This is a genomic window from Solwaraspora sp. WMMD406 (assembly GCF_029626025.1).
Taxonomy (GTDB): Bacteria; Actinomycetota; Actinomycetes; order Mycobacteriales; family Micromonosporaceae; genus Micromonospora_E.
The window spans coordinates 3,240,934-3,264,126 of record NZ_JARUBF010000001.1 but is presented as its reverse complement, the minus strand read 5'-3'; the positions used below and the strand labels follow the sequence as shown (position 1 = coordinate 3,264,126).

The following is a 23,193-nucleotide window of genomic DNA, read 5'->3' as shown; positions in this document are numbered from 1 at the left end:
GTTGCACCGTGATCAGCCGCCGCAGCGTCATCGCCGGCCGGGACGGCACCGTCGTCGGCCGGGACGATGTCGACGGCGCCGAGTCGGCTCATGGCGGCGGCGATCAGCCCTAGCACCATCAGATACACCCCCACGTCGAAGATCGTCACCGGAGTGAGGCTGAACCCGAAGAGCCACAGGTTCGGGGAGTACTGAGGGGTCAGCATCGGCGCGCCGGCCGCGATCGGCTGCAGGCCGACCGCCAGGCAGAGCAGCAGACCCGCGGCGATCGGCACCCGGGGCCGCAGCCGGCCGAGCAGCGGCAGACGGGCGCCGGCCGCGGCGAGTTGCCCCAGACCCATCGCGATCCCGGCGACCAGCGCGGCGATGAATCCACCGCCGGGTTCGTCGTGTCCGCGCAGGAACAGGTACGCCGAGACGATCAGCATGACCGGGGCGAGCAGCCGGTGCGCGAACCACAGTACGAGGTCCGGCGGGATCGCGCCCGACCGCGACGGTCGCGACGACGCGACCACCTCGCTGGCGCCGGCATGGGCACCGGCACCACCCGGCCTGCCCCGGTCGGGCCCGGTCCGGTCACCGCCCACCCGGAACAGGCCGACCAGCCCGAGCGCCACCGCGGTCAGCACTGCCGCTTCGCCCAGGGTGTCCAGGGCCCGGAAGTCGACCAGGATCACGTTGACCACGTTGCTGCCGCCGGTGGCCGGCTCCGCGTTGCGCAGGAAGTAGTCACCGGCGACGGAGAGTTCCCGCCGGCCGGTGAGGCCGATGGTCGCGGCGGCGGCGACCACCCCCGCGCCGATCGCCAGGGCACCGGCGAAGGCGCTGACCGGCTGGAACCGGGCACCGGGCAGCCGGGCCGGGAGCCGGCGCAGCACCAGCATGCCGACGACGGCGGTCAGCACCTCCACCAGCATCAGGGTCAACGCCACGTCCGGCGCGCCGGCGAGGAGGAACCACGTCGCCACCAGCAGACCGACCAGTCCCAGCAGCCCGATCGCGGCCAGCGCGGAGCGCACCAGCACGATGCCGCCGAGCGCGACGGCCAACAGCACCAGAACCGGCCAGTCTCCCGTACCGGTACGACCGGCCGGCCACGCCGGCAGTGCGGCGAGACCGTGGACTCCCACGGCACCGAGCAGCACGAGGGCCAGCACCGGCCGGAACAGATGCGCGGCGGGTGAGCTGTACCGGGACGGCTCACCCACCAGCCGGCCGATCCGGAGCAGGCCGGCGTAGCCATGGTCGAACAGCTGGGCTCCGGGCGGGGCGAGTCGAACGCTTTGCACCACCCGCTCCACCCGGTCCCGGGCGATGAAGAGCAGCAGACCGAGGGTCACGGTCAGCACGGAGAGCCACAGCCCTGGCGTGAAGCCATGCCAGAACGCCACGTAGGGTGCTTCGCCGCCCGGCCGGGCGTCCTCGGTGGCCTGGTCGATCAGCGGGCCGAGTAGGGCGGCGGCCGGTCCGAGCACCACGCTGAGCAGCGCCGCGACCGCCGCTGGGGCGAGAAACGACCAGGCCGGCTCGTACAGGTCAGGCTGGCGGGTGGGGCCGGCGAAGGTTTGGTGGACGATTCTGGCTCCGTAGGCGAAGGTGAGCACCGACGCCGACACCGCCAGGATCTCGGCGGTCGGAGTCAGCCACGGATCGATCCCGGTTTTGATCAACGCTTCAAAGATGGCTTCCTTGCTGACGAATCCGAGCAGCGGCGGCAGGCCGGCCATGGACATCGCGGCCAGGCTGGTCAGGGTCGCCGTCACCGGCATCACTCGGCGGAGCCCCGACAGTTCCCTGATGTCGCGGCTGCCGGCTTCCCGGTCGATGATGCCGACCAGCATGAACAGGGTTGCCTTGAACAACGCGTGGGCGACCGTGTGCAGGATGGCGGCGGCGAGCGCGGCCGGTGTTCCGACACCGATCACCGCCACCAACAGGCCGAGTTGGCTCACCGTCGAATACGCCAGCAACGCCTTGAGGTCGTGCTGACGCAGGGCGAGAAACGCGCCGAGCAGCGCGGTGCCCAGGCCGCCGAGGACCAGTACGACGGTCCACGCGACTTCTGCGGCGTACACCGGCGAGAAGCGGATCAGCAGGTAGATTCCGGCTTTCACCATGGTCGCCGCGTGCAGATAGGCGCTGACCGGGGTGATCGCCACCATCGCGCTGGGCAACCAGAAATGAAACGGGAACTGTGCGGACTTGGTGAACGCGGCGACGATCAGCAGGGCGCCGACGACCCACGCCGCCGGTGACGACAGCAACCGCTGCGGGTACGCCAGGATGGTGGTCAGATCGCTGGTGCCCTGGGTGACGATCAGCACCACCACCGCGGCGAGCAGCGCCAGCCCACCACCGGCGGTGACCAACAGTGCCCGGGTCGCGGGTCGAGCGGCCGCCGGGCTGGCCAGGCCGATCAGGAAGAACGAGCAGACGGTGGTCAGTTCCCAGAAGAGGAACAGCAGCAGCAGGTCAGCCGCGAAGATCAGCCCGAGCATGGCGGCGGTGAACAGGGTCAGCAGCGTGTAGAGGCCGGTCCACCGGCTGTCCGGGGTCAGGTAGCGCGGACAGTAGCCCATGATGAGGGCGCCGACGCCGAGGACGAGCAGTCCGAAGACCATCGCCAGCCCGTCCATCCGCAACGCGAAGGCGATGTCGAGGTCGGGCAGCCAGCGGGCGGAGACGGCGATCGTCCCACCGTCGAGCACCATGGGCAGGCGGGACGCGAGCAACGCGCAGCCGGCGAGGTAGCCGGCGGCGAGCGGGTATCCGGCGTCGCGGCCGAGCAGGCGGGTGAGCAACGGTACGGTCGCGGCGAGCCCGGTCAGCATGACCAGCACCGCGAGCATCGTCAACGGACACCTCCGCCGACTCGCCGCCCTTGCCCGGCGACCGGGTCGGTGTGGCTCACTCAGGCGTCCTTGGCGTCGTCGCCGGCCACCAGGACCGACCGTGTCGATTCCCGGACCACCTGGTCCGCGACGCTACCCATCAGACGGTTGGAGACCCCGCTGCCGCGACGTCCGATGACGATCAGGTCGGCCGCGCGGGTCCGCGCGACGTCGAGAAGCGCGCGGGCCGGCTGTCCGGTGACGATCTCGATGGTGGTCGTCGCGGGTCCGCGTCCAGGCGTGGCCGCGCGGACCTGGTCGGCCCGGTCGGCCAGGAGCCGTCGCGCCTGCTCGACCTGCTCCGACTCGTCCCCGGTACGGTTCCCCGGATCGACCTGTGCCACGTCGACGACGGTGACCAGGATCAGTTCTTCGGGGTCCCCGGCCAGCCCGTGCTCGACGGCCGACAGCGCGCGGTCGGACACGGCTGAGCCGTCGAGTCCGACCAGCACTCGTGGCCCGGTTCCGGGGTGCCGCGCCACCGGCTCGTCGGCGGTTCGGCTTTCCACCCGACCGGTGGGTCGGGATCCCCGCTCCAGCGCGATCGGCACGAACAGCAGTCCCAGCACTGCGCCGAGGACGTACCAGTACCAGGCCCGTTGACCTCGGCGGGTCAGGAACACGGCGGCGGCGGTGATTCCGGACAGCACCCAGAGCACGACGACGATCGCGACGTAGCCGACCGTGGACATCCGGCTCCTTCCTTCCCTGCCCGTCTGCGGACGCTGTCTGCGGACGGCAGATCCGTTGGTGCCTGTTCACCTACCCTGGGATGCCCGGTTCATACCGTCGAACGACCAGATCCCCTGAACCTCCGGTCACGTGTCGCCGTATTCCACAGCGGGGCGCTGGTCCGTGCCAGGCATTCGCGCGCCCATGCGATGGACCTGGAGAGGGGAGGCGGCGGCATCCGCAGGATGGCGAATGAAGGGAGGCGGCGGCATCCGCAGGATGGCGAATGAAGGAAAGATGGTTAGCCTGAGAGGCGGGTGGGAGCCGTGCGGCGGGTGGTTACGGTTCCCACGGACTTCACGGTGGGTAGCCGGACCGGCCGGCGCTGACGCCGTACGACGAGGAGGAGGGTCGTGACCCAAGACATCTGGGACGATCTGGGCGCTCCGATGCCCCATGACGAGTTCCGCGCCGTGACCGACGCCATCGTGGCCAACATCGAACAGGTCATCGAGGGCAAGACCGCAACGGTTCGGCTCGCCCTCGCCGTACTGCTCGCCGAAGGTCATCTGCTGATCGAGGACGTACCCGGCGTCGGCAAGACCAAACTCGCCAAGGCCCTGGCCCGGTCGATCGATTGCTCCGTCCGCCGAATCCAGTTCACCCCGGACCTGTTGCCGTCCGACGTGACCGGGGTCAGCGTCTACAACCAGGACAACCACGACTTCGAGTTCAAACCCGGGGCCGTCTTCGCCAACCTGGTGGTCGGTGACGAGATCAACCGGGCCTCGCCGAAGACCCAGGCCGCGCTCCTGGAGTGCATGGAGGAACGGCAGGTCACAGTCGACGGGACGACCTACGAGCTGCGGACGCCGTTCATGGTGGTCGCCACTCAGAACCCGATCGAGATGGAGGGGACCTATCCCCTGCCGGAGGCGCAACGGGACCGGTTCACCGCCCGGATCGCGATGGGTTACCCGGATCCCGGTGCCGAGTTGGCGATGCTCGACGGGCACGGCGCGGTGGATCCGATCCACCAGCTGCGGCCGGTCTCCGACGCCCCGGGCGTCCGCCGGCTGATCGCCACCGTCCGGGAGATCCACGTCGCCGATCCGGTCAAGCAGTACGCCGTCGACCTGGTGACCGCCACCCGGGAGGCACCCGACCTGCGGCTCGGCGCGTCGCCACGGTCGACCCTGCAGCTGCTGCGTACCGCCCGGGCCGTCGCCGCGTTGGAGGGCCGGGATTACGTCCTGCCCGACGATCTGCAGGTGCTCGCCGTACCGGTGTTGGCGCACCGGTTGATTCCCACCGCCGAGGCGCAGCGGGCCCGGCGCACGACGGACGCGATCATCGCCGAGATGGTGCACCGGCTGCCGCTGCCGCACGAACGGCAGCGGCCGGCTCCCGCCACCGGCTACGACGCTCGCCAGTTCGGCACCGACGGCGCGCCGGTCCCCTTCGAGACGCGAGGGCGTTGAGCAGATGCGCGAGGCGCTGCGCGGCCTCACCACCCGTGGCCGGTCGTTCCTCGCGGCCGGTGCCGCGGCGGTGTTGTCCGCGCTGATCCTCGGTGAGAAGGATCTGCTCCGGGTGGCGATCCTGCTGGCCGTGCTGCCGTTGCTGGCCGCTGTGTACGTCGGTCGCAGCCGGTACAAGCTGGCGTGTACCCGGTCGCTCGAACCGCACCGGGTACCGGTGGGCTCCAACGCCCGGATCGTGCTGCGGCTGCAGAACATGTCCCGGCTGCCGACCGGCACGCTGCTGCTGGAGGACCGGCTGCCGTACGCGCTGGGCAGCCGGCCCCGGGTGGTGTTGGAACGCCTCGGCGCCCAGCAGGCCAGTTCGGTGGCGTACACGGTCCGTGCCGACGTGCGCGGACGCTACGAGGTGGGTCCGCTGGTGGTCCGGCTGACCGACCCGTTCGGACTCTGCGAGCTTACCCGGGCGTTTCCCAGTGTCGACGAGCTGACCGTGATCCCGCAGGTCGTGTCGTTGCCGTCGGTCCGGCTGACCGGCGAGTACACCGGCTCGGGTGACAGCCGGGCGCGGTCGGTGGCGGTGCACGGCGAGGACGATTCGGCGACGCGTGAGTACCGACGTGGTGACGACCTGCGCCGGGTGCACTGGAAGTCCACGGCCCGCACCGGTGAGCTGATGGTGCGCCGGGAGGAGCAGCCCTGGGAAAGCCGGGCGACGGTGGTGTTGGACACCCGGGCGTACGCGCACCGGGGTGAGGGTCCGACCGCGAGCTTCGAGTGGGCGGTGGCCGCGGCGGCGAGCGCGGCGGTGCACTTCCGCACCGCCGGCTACCGGGTGCGTCTGGTCACCGAGATCGGCGTCGACACCGACGCGACCGAGCCCGATGGTGACGGGCTGCTGCTGGATCAGCTGGCCGACGTCACCGCCAGCCAGCGTAGCGACATCGCCACCTTGGTCGAGCAGGTGCGCCGCCGGTCCGACAATTCGGTGATCGTGGCGCTGTTGGGCGCGCTGACCGTTGCCGAGGCCGAGCTGCTGGCCGGGCTGCGCGGCAACCGGACGACCTGCGTCGCTGTCCTGATCGACAGCTCCACCTGGATGAATCTCACCCCGGCCGAACGCGTCGAGGCCGACCGGGCGCACAGCGCCGCCGCCCTGTCGCTGCAGGAGAGCGGCTGGCGGGTCGTCGGTGTCGGCCACGGCGACCAGTTGCCGTCGCTCTGGCCGCAGTTGGACCGCGGGTCGCAGGGCTTTGCCTGGCGGGCGGCGATGGCCGAGACGGTAGCCGGAGGCGTGAAATGAGCACCCGCAGGCACCTGGGTCTGGTCGCCGCGGCGGCCACGGTGATGGCGGCCGCGCCGCTGGCCACCATCTTCGAAAGCTGGACCTGGCTGGTGCAGTGCACGATCACGGTCGTGCTGGTGGGCGGCACCGCGATGCTCACCCGTACGCTGCTGGCGCCGGGCTGGCTACAGCCGGTCACCATGGTCGGCGCGCTGCTGCTCGCCCTGACCTGGTTGTTCCCGAGCGGGGACGAGTTCCTCGTGGTGCTGCCGTCCCCGGCGACTCTCGGCCACTTCGGCTCTCTGCTGGCGCAGTCCGCCCGGGACGTGCACGTGTACGGCGTACCGGTGCCGGACGGCGACGCCCTGCTGTTCATCACCGTGCTCGGGGTGGGTTCGGTCGCCGTGGTGGTGGACCTGCTGACCGTGACGTTGCGCCGACCGGCGCTGGCCGGGCTGCCGATGCTGGCGATCTACTCGGTACCGGTGGCGATCTACGTCGACAGCGTTCCGGCGGTGCCGTTCGTCGTCGGCGCGGTCGGCTACCTGTGGCTGCTGATGGCGGACAACGTCGACCGGGTCCGCCGGTTCGGCCGACGCTTCACCGGCGACGGCCGCGACGTCGATGTCTGGGAGCCGTCGCCGTTGGCCGCGGCCGGACGCCGGCTGGCGGTGGTCGGGGTGGTGGTCGCGGTCGCCATCCCGCTGGCGATCCCTGGGATGACCTCGGGTCTGTTGAGCACGTTGGGCGGCGGCGGCTCGGGCAGCGGGTTGGGCAACGGGCCGGGTCAGGTCAATCTCTTCGCGGCGTTGAGTGGTCAGCTCAACCAGACCGAGGTCACCGAGATGGTCCGGGTGACCACGGACGACCCGAACCCGGCATACCTGCGGATCGGGGTGGCCGACGAGGTCCGTGACGACGGCTTCGCCAGCCGCCCGCCCCGGGGCCGCCCGTCGTCGGCGCTGGCGCTGTCCGATCCCCGCGAGGATCCCCGGATCCGCTCCTCCGGCGTCAGCCACGAGGAGTTCGAGGCAAGCGTCGAGGTCACCGACGACTTCAACATGGCGCTGCTGCCGACGTACGCCGTACCGGTGGAGATGCGCGACATCGACGGGTCGTGGGCGTACGACCCGACCGCGCAGGTCGTCTTCTCCGGCCGGTCCCGGGCCCGCGGGTTGACCTACGAATTCACCTATGTCCGCTCGTCGTACACGCCGGGGGCGCTGCGCCGGTCCCCGTCGCTCACCGTCGACGACCCGATCTGGCAGCAGTTCACGCCGGTGCCGCAGGTGCCGCAGGTCACCGCGCTGGTCGGCGAACTGGTCGACGGGTCGCGCAGCGACTACGACCGGGTACGGGCGATCTACGACCATTTCTCGCGGGACAACGGGTTCAGCTACAGCCTCGCCACCGAGGGCGGTACGGCCAGCCAGGACATCGTCAACTTCCTGGACAACAAGGTGGGTTTCTGCCAGCAGTACGCCGCCGCGATGGCCTGGATGGTGCGCGCGGCCGGCATCCCGGCCCGGGTCGCCTTCGGCTTCACGAACGGTTCGCGACAGCTGGAGAACACCTACACCCTGACCAATCTGAACCTGCATGCCTGGACTGAGGTCTATTTCGACGGGCTCGGTTGGGTGCCGTTCGATCCGACGCCGGCGGCGAGTGTGCCGGGTTCGGTACGTTCGGACTGGGCACCGGACGTGGACGCGCCGGAGGCGACCGACCCGACCGTGGCGCCGAGCGTCGCGCCGGGGGCGGTGCCGTCCGCCGGGCCGCTGCCCGACGCCGGTCCGGGCAACATCGACGAGGGCGACGAGGGTGCCGGTGCCAGCGGTAGCGCGTCCTCCGGTCCGACCTGGCCGTGGTGGACACTGGCCGGGGCGATCGTGCTGATCGCGCTGCTGGCGCTGCCGGCCCTGCACCGGGCCTCGGTACGCCGCCGACGGCTGGCCCGGACCTCGGGCACCCCGGGACCACGGATCGCGGCCGACGGCGACGCCGCCGGCCCGGTGATGGTGGTCACCGGCGGCGATGTCGACCACGCCCGGGAGCACGCGCACGCGGCCTGGACGGAACTGATCGACACCATGGTCGACCTGCGCGTCGTGGTGGACAGGTCGGAGACACCACGGGCGACGGCGGCTCGGCTCGCGGCGTCGGAGGCGGTGCGGGACACCGCCGCCGACGCGGTCCGGCTCCTCGGTCAGGCCGAGGAACGGGCCCGGTACGCCCGGGAGCCGATGCCGGGGGCACCGCTGGTCGACGCGCTACGCCGTACCCGTCAGGCGTTGTCCGCCGGGGCGAGCCGGCGTACCCGGATCGTCGCCCGTCTGCTGCCGCCGTCGGTGCTGCTGCACTGGCGGGCCCAGCTGATGGACGTGTCCGGTCGAGCGTTCGGTGCCGTGGGTGTCTGGCGGGAGTCGATGCTGCGGTTCAGCCCGCGAAGGCTGCTGACCAGCCGGTTCGGCCGCTGATCTCGGCCGCTGATCTTGGCCGCTGGATCTGACGCTGACCTCCGCCGCTGGACCTGGCGCTGATCTTGGCCGCCGGGCTTGGCAGAGGCCACGCGAATACCCCAGTCGACCCGAAAGCCCTTCATGTCGCCTGAAGGGCGCTGAGATCGGGCGAAAACAGCACCTGGCACTGACGCAGCGGGCATAATCGCTCGCGTGCAGGATGGACATGCCGCAGCAGGGGTGACCCCGTCCCGACCAGGGGCCGCACGGCCCACCGGCCGGACACGGCACCCCGCGCCGGGCGCTGGGTGGGCAAGCGTACGGCTCCGCGGAACACCGGCCGGTGACGCGGGCATGGTGAAGCCGCCCGGTCATGGTCACCGGGCAGCCGATCAGCCTGCGCTAGGTCAGCGATGGCCTTCCGGGCGTTGGCGCCAACGCTCCTCCAGCCGGTCGATCAACGACGACCGCCGCCCACTGCGGGTCTTACGGCGTGCGGTCCCGCCGACCACCCGGAGATCGGGTGAGCTCGACTTGCGTTGGGACTGCATGGCGAACGCGGCGGCGCCGAGCATGACCACGAAACCGGCCACACCAATCAGCGACACTTTGCTCACCGTGCCGTAGACGACCAGGGCAAGGCCAACGATGATCACACCGGCAGCGACGAGCAGGCGACGCCGCGCGTGGAAACGCGGGTCGCTGGCGCGCACGGCCGAGGCGAATTTGGGGTCCTCGGCAAGCGACCGCTCGATCTGCTCGAACAGCCGCTGCTCGTGCTCCGAGAGCGGCACGGCACTCCTCCCCGGTCACGTTGGTCGGTCCGGTCGGACCGACAGACCGTGGCAGCCAACCGGCTGCTTACCCGCAAGTCTACGAGGGGGTTCGCGGGTCGGAAAGCGGGACGACCTACCGCCTGGGTTGATTTTCCGTCCGGCGGACGTCATTACCCCGTAACAGCGTAGCCGGCCATTGGTAAGCCAGGTCGCGCCGATCCGGTCTTCCGCCGATCTTGATGTCTTCGCTCCAGGTATACAGCGAACATTCTGATAAGTCCGACCTGCCCCGCAGGCGGGAGTGGGCCGGGATCACCCCGTGGTGGCGACCAACAGCGGGATGGACAGCTCCATCTCGGTCACCCCACCGTGGAACCCGATCAACGACGAGCCGACCGGATCGGTCTCGGTGGCCACCACCACGAACCGTTCCTGACACACCACCACCACGTCGCCGATGCGGGGCAGATGATCGGCCGGCACCGGACCGAACCAGCCCGCCTCGACCAGCTCGGCGCGCCGCGCCACCCAGGCGGCCGGACCGAGAACACTCCGCCAGGCCGCCACCACGTCGTCGGTCGCGCCGGGCAGGGTGTGCAGGTAGCGCACCCGTGGCTCCCCCGCGACCAGCCGTACGCCGGCCCGCAGCCGGGGGTCGGTGTCCAGGTCGAACCGGTAGTCCGGCTCCGCCGGCACGTTGAGCTGGCCGTGATCGGCGGTGACCAGCAGGGCCGCGTCCGCCGGCAGCCCGGCGACCAGGCGGCCCACCAGCCGGTCCAGCTCGACCACTGCCGCCAGCCACGGCTCGGATTCGACCCCGAACCGGTGCCCGCGCCGGTCCAGATCCGGATGATATCCGGACACCAGCACCGGACCGTCCCCGGCCGCGACAACGGTCAGCAGTTCGGTGGCCAGTTGATCGACGTCCACCGCACCCCGATAGACACCGCCCCGATTCGCCGCCACGGTCAACCCGCTACCGGCGTACTCGGGTCGGCTGACGACGGTGACCGCGACGCCGGCGGCCTCGGCCCGCTGTAGCTGGGTGGGCACCGGCTGCCACCGGAGCGGGTCCGGATCGTCGCGCCACTCGATGTGGTTGAGCACCCGGTCCGTGCCCGGTACGGCGGTGCGGAAGCCGAGCACACCATGCGCTCCCGGCGCGACACCGGTCCCGAGGCTGACCAGGCTGGTCGGCGTCGTGGACGGAAATCCCGTGGTGAGTCGCCGCGCCGTCGGCGCGGCGGCCAGCCGGGCCAGGGCCGGGGCCACCCGACCGGCCGCCGGTAACTGGTGCCAGCCGAGGCCGTCGACGAGCAGTACGACGAGCCGGCGGACACCGGCGAGTGGGCCGGTCAGCCCGAGCACATCGACCGCACCGGGTACGCCGAGTACGGCCAGCGCGCTGGGCAGCACGTCGGCCAGGCTGGCCTCGCCGTACTCCGGTCGGGCCGGCCGCAGCAGGTCGGCCTCGACCATCATCGGGTCCGGTCCGCTCATGCGGGCAGGCGGCGGGCGAACAGGTGCAGCTGGGTGGCCAGATCCCGGTACGGCGGATGGGCCGCAGCCGCGAGTTCCAACTCGGTAACGGCCTGCGGGTCACTTTCCGCGACGGCCGCCGGCAGCAGGTCGGCCAGCACCCGTACCCCGTGGATCTGCTCGACCCGCAGGCCGGCGGAGGTGAGCAGATCGGTGGCGCTCCGCGCGTCGTAGCGGCGGCGCAGGGTGTCCCGCGATCCCCATCGACCGTCGGGATCGGCGAGCATGGCGGCGGCGAGGTCGAATTGCCCGTTCACCGCCCGGGCGATCACGGCCGCCGCCCGTCCCGCGACCAGGACGCTCGCCGCGCCTCCGGGTCGCAGCACGGCGGCGAGTGCCTGGACGACCCGCTCGGGTTCGTCGACGACCTCCAGCACCGCGTGGCACAGGACCAGGTCGGCGCTGGCCGCCTCGATCAGGCCGGCGAGGGCGTCGCCGTCGCCCTGTACGGCGTCGATCCGGTCGGCGACGTCGGCGTCGGCGGCACGTCGGGTCAAGGCGGCCAGCGCGTCGGGACTGGCGTCGACCACGGTGACCCGGTGGCCGGCCTGCGCCAGCGGTACGGCGAACCCGCCGGTGCCACCGCCGACGTCGACCACGGTCAGCGGACGGGTTCCGGACCGGTCCAGTTCACCCCGGATCACCGACCAGACGACGGCGGTACGGGAACCGGCGGTGGGACCGCTTCGGGTGTGTGTTCGCTCCACTCGCGCGAGCCTATCGGCCCACCGGTGGCGAGGATCGGCGCGGGCCGGACGGGACCGGCGCGGACGGGACCGGCGCGGACGGGACCGGCGCGGACGGAATCGGCGCAGGGCGGCACGAATGCGGGATTCACGAGGGTGACCGGGCTCCTACCGTGAGTGCCAGGCCGGCGGCCACAGCCGGCGCTTGCGGTTCCTGGAGGAAAGCATGACAACGCTTGGACTGCGGTTCGCACTCGCCGCCGCCGCGACGGTCGCGATCGGGCTGACCGGTTGTGGGGCGGCCGAGAATCCAACCCCTGGATCGGACAGCGCGTCGGTCGATCCGAGCGGCGTCGGCGGGCTGGGCGGAGCCCCGTCGGCGGCCACGGATGGATCAGAGCCGGCTGACGGCGCCTCGGGCACCAGCGGTGACAGCGGCCAGACCGGCGACGGCGCCACCGGGGGCGGCAACAACGGCAACTCCGGCAACGGCAACAGCGGAGGCGGCAACAGCGGCTCGACCGGCGGCGGGCAGTCGACCGGGCCGACGATCGTCTCGTTCGCGGTCACCGGCGAACCGTCCTGCCCGGCCGGCACGACCCTGGCGCCGATCGACGGCACACCGGTCACCCTCGCCTGGAAGACGACCGGGCAGCCGACGGTCAGCCTCTCGGTCGACGGACCGGGGGTCTACCAGAGCTACGAGGGCCCGGAGGGTAGCGAAACCCTCTCCTTCCCCTGCGCCGGCGCGCCGGGGAGCTACCAGAAGCACACCTACACCCTGACGGTGACCGAGGATGGCGCCACGGCCGAGAAGACCATCACGGTGAAGGCGATCGTCAACGAGATCGCCGTCGTCGAGCAGTAGGTCCGCGACATCCAGGACATCTGCTCTGCGGTTGACGGTACTTCGCACTAGACAGTAGCGTGTATCGCGTGGATACCACCCAACTCCTCAAAGGGGTGCTCGACCTCGCCGTCCTCGCGGTGCTGCAACGCGAGGACGGCTACGGATACGACATCCTGCGGCGGCTACGGGCGGCCGGGTTGGACGAGGTCGGCGACGCTTCGGTCTACGGCACCCTGCGTCGACTGTTCCAGGCCGGACTGTTGACCACCTACGTGGTCCCGTCCGAGGAAGGCCCACATCGCAAGTACTACTCACTCAACGCCGCCGGCCGCGACCACCTGGCCCGCTCCGGCAAGGTCTGGCGCGGCTTCGCCGCCACGATGGACAACCTACTCGACGATCGGGGGGTGGCGGTGTGAACGCCGCGACGCAGACAGAGGTCACGCACTACGTCGAGCAGGTCCGGGCCGCCCTGGCCGATCTACCGGAGACGGTCCGCGACGACCTGATGGAAGACCTGCCCGAGCATCTCGCCGAGGTACTTGCCGAGGGCGACGGCACCCTGATCGACCGGCTCGGCGAACCAACGGCGTACGCCGCCGAACTGCGCGCCAGCGTGGCACCGGACGCCCCGACGGCGGACACCCCGGCCCCCGGCTACGGGCAGCGGGCCGGCGCCGCCTGGCAGCGCGCCCGCACCCGGCTGAACCGGGTCGATCACCGGATCGGACCGGTCCTCGGTTACAGCAGTGCCAGCGAGTTCCTGCGGTCGCTGCGCCCCGGCTGGTGGGTGCTGCGCGGCTATCTCGCCGCGCTGCTTTTCACCCACCTCGTCTTCGGCGGGATCTCCGGGCCGCTGCCCACCCCCGGTGACAGCGTTCTGGCCGGTTTGCTGCTGCTCGCCGTGGCCGTGACCGGCTCGGTCTGGCTCGGTCGCCGGGGACAGCGGCCGACTCGTTGGCCACGGCTGGTGGTGGCCGTCGCCACCGCCCTGGCGGTGCTGTGGTTCGCCTCGTACGTCCTGTTCCACTCCGCATCAGCGTCAGATGGTCCGGATGCCATCGCGTCGAACGGCGGCGCGATGTACCTCGCTCCCCCGCCGCCGGCCCCGCTGGACGTGTACGTCTACGACAGCCAGGGCCGGCTGGTCGAGGGCGCCCGGCTCTTCGACGAGAACGGCGCGCCGATCACCCTCGGCTACCCGGACTGGTGCGAGTTGTCAGACCTGGAGCAGCTGCGGGTCGGTCAGAGCCTCCGGCGTGAGGGCGGCCGGATCACCGCGCGCGACCCGAGTGTGGAGTACCCCTACCCGCTCTGTCCCGAGCGGAACCCGTTCGAACTACCCACGCTGACCCCGAGCGCCGACACCACCCCGGCCCCCGACCCGTCGCCGAGCTGATCGCGCGGCAGCGGCCGGGTATTCATCAGCGGCCGGGTATTCATCAGCGGAAGTCCCGGGACGCCGGGCTGACCGGGGTGGTGACCGCGTCCAGCCGGTCGGCGACCAGGTTGAGCACCCCTTCGGCTTTCTCCAGCCGGCCCCGTACCAGCAGGGCGGCGCTGGACCGGGCCACCGTTCGGTAGCGCTGCCACAGCCCGGGTGAGCAGGTCACGTTGAGCATCCCGGTCTCGTCCTCCAGATTGACGAACGTCACCCCACCGGCAGTCGCCGGGCGCTGCCGGTGGGTGACGATGCCGCCGACCCGAATCCGGGTGCCGGCGTCGACCCGGCCCAGCTCGGCGATCGGCACCGCCCCGGCGGCGGCCAGCCGGTCCCGGACGAACCGCACCGGGTGGGTGTCCGGCGACAGCCCGGTGGCCCACACGTCGGCCATCAACGCGTCGACCTGGTCCAGACCGGGCAGGGTCGGCGCGGTGCCCCCGGCGGTCGACGCGACCCCGGGCAGCCGGTCGGCGCGTTCCTGCGCGGCGGCGCCGGCCGCCCAGAGCGCCTGCCGACGGGTCAGCCCGAAACAGGCGAACGCGTCGGCGGTGGCCAGGGCCTCCAGCTGGGCGGCGGTCAGTCCGACCCGGCGGGCCAGGTCCGGCATGTCCCGGTACGGCCCGTGCCCGGACCGCTCGGCCTCGATCCGCTCGGCCAGGTCGTCACCGATGCTCCGTACCGCCGACAGGCCGAGGCGCACTTGCGGGCCGCCGACCCCCCACCGGTGCGGCGGCTCCCCCGGCGCGCCACCCCACCGGGTACGGGCGTCGACGACCAGGGTGGCGGCCGCGCCGCTGGCGTTGACGTCCGGCCGGTGCACCCGTACCCCGTGCCGGCGGGCGTCGTCGACCAGGGTCTGCGGCGAGTAGAACCCCATCGGCTGGGCGCTGAGCAACGCGGCCAGGAACGGGGCCGGGTGGTAGCGCTTGAGCCAGGCGCTGGCGTACACCAGGTAGGCGAAGCTCATCGCGTGGCTCTCCGGAAAGCCGAAGCTGGCGAACGCGCTCAGCTTCAGGTAAAGGTCGTCGGCCAGGTCACCGGTGATGCCCCGGCCGGCCATCCCGGCGTACAGCCGGTCGCGGATGGCGGCCATCCGCTGCGCCGAGCGTTTCGACCCCATCGCCCGGCGTAGCTGGTCGGCGCCGGCGGCGTCGAAGCCGGCCAGGTCGATCGCCAGCTGCATCAGCTGTTCCTGGAACAGCGGCACCCCGAGGGTCTTCTCCAGCGCGTTGCGCATCAGCGGATGCGGGTAGGTCACCGGCTCCTGGCCGTTGCGCCGCCGGATGTACGGGTGCACCGAGCCGCCCTGGATCGGGCCGGGCCGGATCAACGCCACCTCGACGACCAGGTCGTAGAAGCAGGTCGGTTTCAGCCGGGGCAGGGTGGCCATCTGCGCGCGGCTCTCCACCTGGAACACCCCGACCGAGTCGGCCCGGCACAGCATCGCGTACACCTCGGGGTCGTCCAGCGACATGGCGCCCAGGTCCAGTTCGGAGCCGATCAGGTCGTGCGCGTCGTGCAGCGCGGTCAGCATGCCCAGGCCGAGCAGGTCGAACTTGACCAGGCCGACGCTGGCGCAGTCGTCCTTGTCCCACTGCAGCACGGTGCGCCCCGGCATCCGGGCCCACTCCACCGGGCAGACCTCGATCACCGGCCGGTCGCAGATCACCATCCCGCCGGAGTGGATGCCCAGGTGCCGGGGGAAGGTCTGCAGTTCGTCGGCGTACGCCACCACCTGCGCCGGGATGTCCGCACCAGCCGTCGCGACCGCGCCGTAGTGGTCGATCTGTTTGCTCCAGGCGTCCTGCTGGCCGGGTGAGAACCCGAACGCGCGGGCCACGTCGCGCACCGCCGACCGGGGCCGGTACGAGATCACGTTGGCCACCTGGGCGGTGTGTTCCCGCCCGTAGCGGCGGTACACGTACTGGATGACCTCCTCGCGGCGGCCGGACTCGATGTCGACGTCGATGTCGGGCGGGCCGTCGCGTTCCGGGGCGAGGAACCGCTCGAACAGCAGTCGGTGGCGGACCGCGTCGACGTTGGTGATCCGCAGCGCGTAGCAGACCGCCGAGTTGGCCGCCGACCCCCGCCCCTGGCAGTAGATGTCCTGTTCCCGGCAGAACGCCACGATGTCGTGCACGACCAGGAAGTAGCCGGGGAAGTCCAGCTTGTCGATCATGTCGAGTTCGTGGTCGAGCTGCCGATACGCCTCCGGGTGCGCCTCGCGCGGGCCGTAGCGGTCCAGCGCGCCCCGCCAGGTCAGCTCCCGCAGCCAGCTCATCTCGGTGTGCCCGGCCGGCACCGGGTGGTCCGGCAACCGGGGGGCGACCAGCTGCAGGTCGAAGGCCAGCTCGGCGCCGTAGCCGGCGGCCCGGGCCACCGCATCCGGGTAGTCGGCGAACCGGGCCGCCATCTCGGCCCCGGAGCGCAGGTGGGCGGTGCCGGCGGCGGGCAGCCAGCCGTCGATGTCGTCCAGGCCGCGCCGGGCCCGGATCGCGGCCAGCACGGCGGCCATCCGGTGCCGGGCCGGCGCGGCGTAGTGCACGTTGCCGCTGGCCACCGTCGGCAGACCCCGGGCGCGGGCCAGCGCGGCGAGAGCGTCGTTGCGGTCGCCGTCGTCCGGATGCCCGTGGTCGGTCAGCTCGACCGCGACGCCGTCCGCGCCGAACAGCGCCACCAGCCGGTCCAGCTCCGCGTCGGCGGCGGCCGCTCCGCCGGTACGCAGTGCCGCCGGCACCGGCCCTTTGCGGCACCCGGTGAGCACCAGTACGTGGTCGCGCAACTCGGCGGCGACCTGCTCCAGGGTGCCGTAGTCGGGTCGGCCCTTCTCCCCGCCGCGCAGCTGCGCCCGGGAGATGACGCGGGCCAGCCGGGCGTACCCGGCCGGGCCACGGGCCAGTGCCAGCAGGTGCCGACCGGCCGGATCCGGGTCCCCGGTACGCGGCACCGCCCGCCGGTCCCCCGCCTTGCCCCGCTGGGCGGTCACGGTCTGCGCGCCGAGGGACAGCTCGGCGCCGAACACCGTCGGCAGCCCGTGGGCGGCGGCCGCCTCGGCGAACCGGACCACCCCGTAGAAACCGTCGTGGTCGGTGACGGCCAGCGCGGTCAGCCCCAGCCGGACCGCTTCCTCGACCAGTTCCTCCGGGTGGCTGGCCCCGTCGAGGAAGCTGAAGTTGCTGTGGCAGTGCAGTTCGGCGTACGGCGTGACCGGCCCGCCCCCGGCGGCGTCCGGCGGCACGGCCGACGGTGCGGCTGGCTGCGGCGCGGCCGACCGCTGCCCGTCCGACCGCTGGTCGTCCGCCTGCCGCCCGTCCGACCGTCGGCCGGACAGCGTCCGCTCCAGCTCGGACCAGGGCATGTCCGGGTTGTGAAAGCTCATCGACGTACCTCGGCGGCAGTTGCCCGCACCGACGAACGCCGAACCGAATGTCCCGCCGGCGCTGATCCCCTCGGAGGATCGTGATCCCCGAGCAGGATCAGCGCTGGCGAGACAATGCCCACCCAGGTGGCCTCGGCCCGGTGGCTCACAGCCCGGTACGCGCTAGTCATAGATGGCCTCCACCACCCAGCGCCCGTCGGCGCGGGCGATCAGCAGGGCGCTGCCGTCGGCCAGGGCGACCTGGAACCGGGCCCGCCGGCGTGCCTCGGCCGGTGCCACCAGCGTTCGTCGATCGGCCACGGGCCGGCCCAGCCGGTGACGTTGACGGGGGCGGCGGAGTCGACGGCCAGCCGGGCCGGTACGGCGCTGAGCACCAGCCGGGCGTCGACGGTGACGGGGGCACCGGTCGCGTCGTACACCTCGGCGGGCAGCGGCGCGGGTAGCACGATCGCCGGGGCCGGCGGCGGCAGCCGGCCCGGCCAGGGCGGTGCGCCGGGGCGGGCCGGCACCCGTTCGTCACCCCACGGGACGAAGCGGACCTGGTCGACCGGGGACCGGCCGCCGCCGGGCACGGCGGTCACCACCGATTCCGGCCCGAGCAGGCCCTGCACCCGGCTGAGCGCCCGATGCGCGCGGGCCCGTTCCTCACCGGTCTCCCCCCACAGGCCGGGCTGCAGCGCGGCCTGTGCGAGCACCCCGTCGGGGATCAGCCGTAGCCGGATGATCCCGGCGGTCGGTGCCGGCGGTAGCGCGGCGTCGCCGGTGCCGGGCCGTCGGGCGGTGGCGCCGGTCAGCCAGCCGTCGAGCTGCCAGCGCAGCCGGTCTGCGATCGCGGCGGCGGTGAGTACGCCGTCGTGCCGCCAGACGCGGTGCAGTTCCTGGCCGTGCCCGGTGACCGCGTCGATGCCGAGCCGGGTGCAGGCCAGGCCGTGTCCGGCGAGCCGGTCGTGGAGTTGCTCGGCCAGGGCGCGGGCGGCGAACGCCGCCACGTCGACCCGGTCGAGCGGGTCGTCGTAGTCGGCGGTGACGGCCAGGTCCGGTGGCGGTCGGCGCGGGGTGAACGGCTGCTCGTCGCGGCCGGCGGCCAGCCGGTGGGCCAGGGCGGCGTCCGGACCGAACCGGGCGAGCACGTCACCGGCCGGCAGGGCGGCGAAGTCGCCGAGGGTCCGTAGGCCGAGCCGGCGCAGCAGGTCGGTCAGCTCGGGTCGGCCGAGCACCCGTAGCGGCAGGTCGGCCAGGAACGCCGCGCTGGCGCCGGGGGCGACGATCCGGCCGGTACGGGCGGCAAGCCCGGCGGCGAAGCTGCCGTCGGCGACGCCGACCTGGCATTCGACCTCGCAGTTCTGCGCGACGTGTTCGACGATCTGCTCGGCCGCCCGGTCCTCGCCGCCGAAGTAGCGGGCCGGGCCACGGGCGACGACCACGCACGCCCCGGCGCGGAGCACCTCGACGCCGGCGACGATCTGCTCGACGGCGGTGACGACCGGTTCGAACGCCCGCGCGTCGCGGGACGGGTCGTGGTCGATCACGGTGAGCCCGGGGCAGCGGCTCTGTGCCTCCCGGCGGCGCAGTCCCGGGTGTACGCCGTCGGCTCGGGCGGTGTCCGAACAGGCGATCACCCGGTTGGCGTGCAGCACCGCCACCGGCGCGGTGGCCGGCACCCCGTCGACGATCTCGGCGGCGGTCACCGGCCAGTCCGGGCACCAGACCACCATGGCCCGGGTGGCGGACCGGTCGGTGCGGCTCATCTCGCCCGCACCACGGTCAGCTCGGGCCGGCCCGACCGGCGCGGCGACGGCTCGACGGTGGCCGCTGGCGCGGTGACGTCCGACGGCGCGGTGACGCCTACCGCAGGGCCGCTGCCACCGGGTAGCCAGACCCGTAGCTCGCGGGGTCGGCTCATCGCGCCCCGGCCCCGGGCCGCGATCACCATCTCCCGGCGACGCAGCCGACCCCGGCCCGCCCCGAGCCCTTCCCATCGGCCGCGTACCACCTGCAGGGTGACGTCGGCGGCGTCCCACCGGCCGCACGGCACCAGCACGCAGCCCCGCTGCCGGGCTCGGGCGGCGAGCCGACCGGTGACCTGCGGTGTCACGGCGGCGGGGGCGGCGACGACCACCACGTCCACGCCGTCGATCAGCGCGGCGACCACCGTCGGCCAGTCCGGGCCGGGGTAGGGCACCAGCGCCAGCCGGTCCAGGGCGATGCCCAGCTCGGCGGCGGCACCCGCGCCCAGCGCCGGCACTCCGACGACGGCGCACCACAGGCCTGCCCGGGACGCCTCGGCGAGCAGGGCCAGCAGCAGGGAGGTGGCACCGAGCCGGGCCGACCGGTGCGGCAGTACGTTGACGGTGGAGCCCCGGCGCAGGCCGCGCCCGGGGAGCAGGCTGGCCAACGCGGCCGGCACCGGCAACGCCTGGTCGATACCGGAGGCCGGCGCGGCGTCGGGGGCTGACGCGGTGTCGGGGGCTGACGCGGTGTCGGCGGGGTGCGCCGCGACGGCCGCCCCGGCCAGGGCGCTCGCGGGGCGGACCAGGCCGGCGGCGACCGCCGCCAACGCCGCCGTCCCGGCCACCATGCGCCCCGCCATCTCTGCTGCCTCCCCCGAGTGTTCTCGTCTGTCGTGGTACGCGTGCGTCGTCCGCCGCCGGCACCACGGATGCCGGCGGCGGGGGTGTCACGCCAGGTGAGTCGCGCCGCGCGATCGTCACGCGCGTCCGGATCCGAATCCAGGCTCGCGGATTCGGATCGTCGCCGATGGCGGATCGTCGCGGATCGCGGATCGCGTCAGTTGGTCAGGCGGCCAACCCGTCGAGGGCGGGTTGATGGGCCACCCCGAGGGTGTCTTCGACCAGGGAGACGAACTGCTCGGCGGCGCGCAGCAGGTCGTCGGCCTCGCGGGCGGTCACCACCCGGGGGATGCCGGCCTCGGCGGCGGCCCGTTTGCTGGCACCGGTGGCGAAAAAGGTGGCCCACTCCCCCAGCTCGGGGGCGACCATCATCAGCAGGGCCCAGACGCTGGTGACCCGGTGGCGGCGGGTCGGTGCCGGCCGGGCGCGGGCGGCGAGCATCGCGGCGGCGGCCCGCAGGGCGGCCAGGTGGGCTGCCGCGTAGCGCAGCCCGTCGGGGCGGGTGTCGGCCGCTTCGGTCAGCCCGTGCCGGGCGAGAGCGAGCAGCTGGGCCGGAGTCCGGTTGGGCAGCAGGTGCGCCGGCACCAGGGGCGCCTGCGGGCTCGGGCTGGTCGGCATGGGTTCTCCTCCGCGCGTGTCACCTGTCGGGTGCCGCCCACGGAGGAAGACGTCGGGCGGGGCGTCGCCGGTGCGGATACGGATGCTTCCCCACACCGCATCCGCACCGGCGATGCTGGCGGGGTCCGTTGCCCGCCGCCCGGGGGTCGGGGGCGGCGGGCAACGGTCCTGCCTTGTGGCGCTGGACCCGCGAAAGTCCAGTGCCCTGGGTGTGCGGCTCGCGGCGCCGCACTGCCGGGACTCGCGCCGCGAATCGCTCCTCCCGGCTGGCCAGGACGGGCTGTCCGAAGGCGGGTCTGTCGCTGACCGGCGGACCCAACCAGCGTCAGCACCCTTATCGAACACCCGTTCTAACCACTTCTCACAGTACACCCTGCCGCCGACAAAAACGCAACGTCACCGGCACCGCGAGCCGCACCGGGATCCCGCCGGGATCCGCAAACGCGTCGGCCGGGTTCCCCGTACGGGGAACCCGGCCGACAGTCGTTGTCAGACGTCCGGTAGCGTCAGGCGGAGTAGCCGCGCGCGGCGACCCAGTCGGCCAGCGCGTCGAGGTCCATCCAGTACTCCTGACCCTCGTAGAACGGGTCAGCGATCTTCACCGAGTCACCACCATCGCGGTAACCCGTCACCGTCAGGTAATGCCCACCCTCGTACGAGTGCGCCACCCCGTCGACGTCCGTCGCCGTACCCATGATGTTCGCCACCACGGCCCGGTCGTCGTCCACCGCCGCACGCACATCGGCCTTCAGCTTCTCCACGTGCTCCGGCTTCGCGGCCTCCGCGCCGATCGCGGTCGTCTCGTACTCGTCGTCACCGGTCATCTCGTTGAGCACCCGGGTCGTCTCCTCCGCCGAGTCGGTCCCGGCCTCGGTCGTCCCCAGCTTGCCCGCCACCTCGTCCTGCGACGGAGCATGGCCCTGCGCGGTCAACGCGATCCGCGTCGCCGCCGGCCCGCAGTAGTAGAAGTTCGGCTGCGCCTCGTACTGCACCCGCACCTCACGCGCACCACCATCACCGGAACCCGGCGACGCCGCCTGCGCCACGGCGGGAGCGGCCACCACACCACCAGCGGTCAACACACCAGCAACAGACAGCACAGACTTACGGAAGATCGTGTTCATAGCGAATCTCCGTTCCGAGGGGAATGAACCAGACACCAACCCCACACGGGCGGCACCCGGCCACGAACGGGACAGAACAGAACACGTACCAGGAAGTCGAGAGAGTGGCGCCTACGACCCGCGCGCACCCGCCGGTCCAGGCGGGGGGCGGTCTCACCGGCGCACCGGATACAACCATCCGGCGGTGCCCGGCATTCCGCGCCACGGTTGGCACCGGGGCGTTCGCCTACTCGGTCCAACGCCAGGATCCAACGCCACCCGACCGGCCGATGTTCCCCCGCGCCCGGCGTCTGGGCCACCCGCCGGCCGCGCCGCGACGAACCGCACAGACGGACCTTGACCGCGCAAACCGGACGCCACCGACCCCGGTCAGTCGCCCGCCTTCTTCCACAGCACGTACTCCAGCTGCAGCGGGCCCTGCTCACCGTCGACCGACGTGCGTTGGGTGAGCGTGCCGTACCGCCCGTCGCTGGTCCGGATGCAGTAGACCGGAAACAGCCGGCGCCACCGGTTGCCGCTGAACATGCCCTGGACGACCTCTTCGTCGTTCCAGGCCGAGCCGGGCAGCGACGAGCAGCCGCCGAGGGTGGGCGTACCGTCGTCCCAGTCTGCGGCCTGTGCGCCGTTACGCAGCGCGGCCTGGCCGCCGGTCAGCGAACTCCAGGTGCCGGCGAACCGGGGCTCCACCAGATCCACCGCTGCGGCGAACTGCGGATCCTGCTCCGGGTCGCCGAACCGCCCGGTGTCGAGGTCGTAGTGCAGATCGTCGCCGGTGAAGACGAGCCGGCCACCGGCGTACACCGGTTCGCTGTCCAGCGCGTCGGTGATCACGAGCGTGGAGTCGACGGTGGGGTCGGCGGTGATGGTGATCCGGTTCTGTTCGATCTCGGTGACGAACCGCCCGTCCATGTCGATCCGCAGCTTGCGGGTGGTGTCGATGCGGAAGACGCTCACCCGCCGCGCGCCGTCGATCGTCTGGTTGATCAGCAGATAGGTGGCGTCCCGGTCGGCCGCCTGCTCGCGGGCCGCCTCCTCGGTGGCGTAGATACCGACCTCGGCGACGATCCGGTACGGCGCCGGCAGGGCCGCCACCGACTCCTTGGCGATCTCGACGACGATCGGCATCACCGCCTCCTCGAAGGCGGCCATCCGTTCGTCGTCGCCGCAGCCGGTGACACCGGCCAGGGTGACGACGGACGCGACGAGCCCGGCCACCGCCCGGACCCACCGGCCCGACCTCATACGTCCGTACGGCCGCGATCGTCCCGTTCGCTGCACCCGCGCCTACCGCCTCTCCGACCACACCGGCACCGACCTGCCGGTTCGCTGATCATGATGAGGTGGTCGGGCAAGGTCAAC

Annotated in this window: 15 protein-coding genes and 2 pseudogenes; 6 read left to right on the top strand and 11 right to left on the bottom strand. The window is 72.4% G+C overall.

Features of this window, described 5'->3' with window-relative positions; translation table 11 throughout:
- Positions 1-80: 80 nt before the first annotated feature.
- Both mbhE and O7632_RS14630 read right to left on the bottom strand, forming a co-directional pair.
- Positions 81-2,849, bottom strand: a pseudogene (mbhE, locus tag O7632_RS14635) (hydrogen gas-evolving membrane-bound hydrogenase subunit E); the annotation flags it as partial.
- A gap of 62 nt (positions 2,850-2,911) precedes the next feature.
- Positions 2,912-3,583, bottom strand: coding sequence for a universal stress protein (locus tag O7632_RS14630; protein ID WP_278114835.1), 672 nt, complete (start codon positions 3,581-3,583; stop codon positions 2,912-2,914).
- Positions 3,584-3,976: 393 nt separating this feature from the next.
- On the opposite strand from O7632_RS14630, the gene O7632_RS14625 reads away from it, so the two are divergent.
- Genes O7632_RS14625 through O7632_RS14615 form a run of 3 tightly spaced genes read left to right on the top strand, consistent with a single transcriptional unit; the run spans position 3,977 to position 8,806 of the window.
- Complete coding sequence (locus O7632_RS14625) at positions 3,977-5,044, top strand: MoxR family ATPase (RefSeq protein ID WP_278114834.1); 1,068 nt, start codon at positions 3,977-3,979, stop codon at positions 5,042-5,044.
- Between the two features lie 4 nt (positions 5,045-5,048).
- Positions 5,049-6,347 carry a DUF58 domain-containing protein gene (locus tag O7632_RS14620; protein WP_278114833.1) on the top strand — a complete coding sequence of 433 codons (1,299 nt, stop codon included), beginning with the start codon at positions 5,049-5,051 and terminating at the stop codon, positions 6,345-6,347.
- Positions 6,344-8,806 (top strand): DUF3488 and transglutaminase-like domain-containing protein, encoded by a 2,463-nt coding sequence (locus O7632_RS14615; RefSeq protein WP_278114832.1) that lies wholly within the window; start codon positions 6,344-6,346, stop codon positions 8,804-8,806. Before O7632_RS14620 ends, O7632_RS14615 begins: the two co-directional genes overlap by 4 nt.
- A 389-nt stretch (positions 8,807-9,195) precedes the next feature.
- On the opposite strand, the gene O7632_RS14610 is transcribed toward O7632_RS14615, so the two are convergent.
- The 3 genes from O7632_RS14610 to O7632_RS14600 form a co-directional block, all read right to left on the bottom strand.
- The gene (locus O7632_RS14610) at positions 9,196-9,582 is read right to left on the bottom strand and encodes a DUF3040 domain-containing protein (protein ID WP_278114830.1); all 387 of its coding nucleotides are present in this window, start codon (positions 9,580-9,582) and stop codon (positions 9,196-9,198) included.
- Between the two features lie 294 nt (positions 9,583-9,876).
- Positions 9,877-11,064 (bottom strand): nucleotide pyrophosphatase/phosphodiesterase family protein, encoded by a 1,188-nt coding sequence (locus O7632_RS14605; protein ID WP_347403575.1) that lies wholly within the window; start codon positions 11,062-11,064, stop codon positions 9,877-9,879.
- A complete protein-coding gene (locus O7632_RS14600; protein WP_278114829.1) occupies positions 11,061-11,810 on the bottom strand; it encodes a methyltransferase domain-containing protein in 750 nt (249 codons plus the stop codon). Before O7632_RS14600 ends, O7632_RS14605 begins: the two co-directional genes overlap by 4 nt.
- Before the next feature lie 205 nt (positions 11,811-12,015).
- On the opposite strand from O7632_RS14600, the gene O7632_RS14595 reads away from it, so the two are divergent.
- The 3 genes from O7632_RS14595 to O7632_RS14585 all read left to right on the top strand — a co-directional run bounded on the left by O7632_RS14595 (position 12,016) and on the right by O7632_RS14585 (position 14,038).
- Complete coding sequence (locus tag O7632_RS14595; RefSeq protein WP_278114827.1) at positions 12,016-12,657, top strand: hypothetical protein; 642 nt, start codon at positions 12,016-12,018, stop codon at positions 12,655-12,657.
- 68 nt (positions 12,658-12,725) lie between these two features.
- A complete protein-coding gene (locus tag O7632_RS14590; RefSeq protein ID WP_278114826.1) occupies positions 12,726-13,058 on the top strand; it encodes a PadR family transcriptional regulator in 333 nt (110 codons plus the stop codon).
- Entirely contained in the window at positions 13,055-14,038 is a 984-nt protein-coding gene (locus O7632_RS14585; protein ID WP_278114824.1) for a hypothetical protein, read from the top strand. Before O7632_RS14590 ends, O7632_RS14585 begins: the two co-directional genes overlap by 4 nt.
- A 43-nt stretch (positions 14,039-14,081) precedes the next feature.
- Here the strand turns inward: O7632_RS14585 and O7632_RS14580 are convergent, their stop codons facing one another.
- From O7632_RS14580 to O7632_RS14555, 6 genes and pseudogenes are all read right to left on the bottom strand, one after another.
- Entirely contained in the window at positions 14,082-17,462 is a 3,381-nt protein-coding gene (locus tag O7632_RS14580) for an error-prone DNA polymerase (protein WP_278114822.1), read from the bottom strand.
- A 162-nt stretch (positions 17,463-17,624) separates the two neighbouring features.
- Positions 17,625-19,210: pseudogene (locus tag O7632_RS14575) on the bottom strand (DNA polymerase Y family protein).
- A complete protein-coding gene (locus O7632_RS14570) occupies positions 19,207-20,052 on the bottom strand; it encodes a hypothetical protein (protein WP_278114820.1) in 846 nt (281 codons plus the stop codon). The pseudogene O7632_RS14575 and the gene O7632_RS14570 overlap by 4 nt, the downstream one beginning before the upstream one ends.
- Positions 20,053-20,257: 205 nt before the next feature.
- Positions 20,258-20,710: an SAV_6107 family HEPN domain-containing protein gene (locus O7632_RS14565; protein WP_278114818.1), complete on the bottom strand. Its 453-nt coding sequence runs from the start codon at positions 20,708-20,710 to the stop codon at positions 20,258-20,260.
- Positions 20,711-21,216: 506 nt separating this feature from the next.
- Entirely contained in the window at positions 21,217-21,834 is a 618-nt protein-coding gene (locus O7632_RS14560; protein WP_278114816.1) for a C39 family peptidase, read from the bottom strand.
- Positions 21,835-22,203: 369 nt separating this feature from the next.
- Positions 22,204-23,049, bottom strand: coding sequence for a hypothetical protein (locus tag O7632_RS14555; RefSeq protein ID WP_278114814.1), 846 nt, complete (start codon positions 23,047-23,049; stop codon positions 22,204-22,206).
- Positions 23,050-23,193 lie beyond the last annotated feature (144 nt).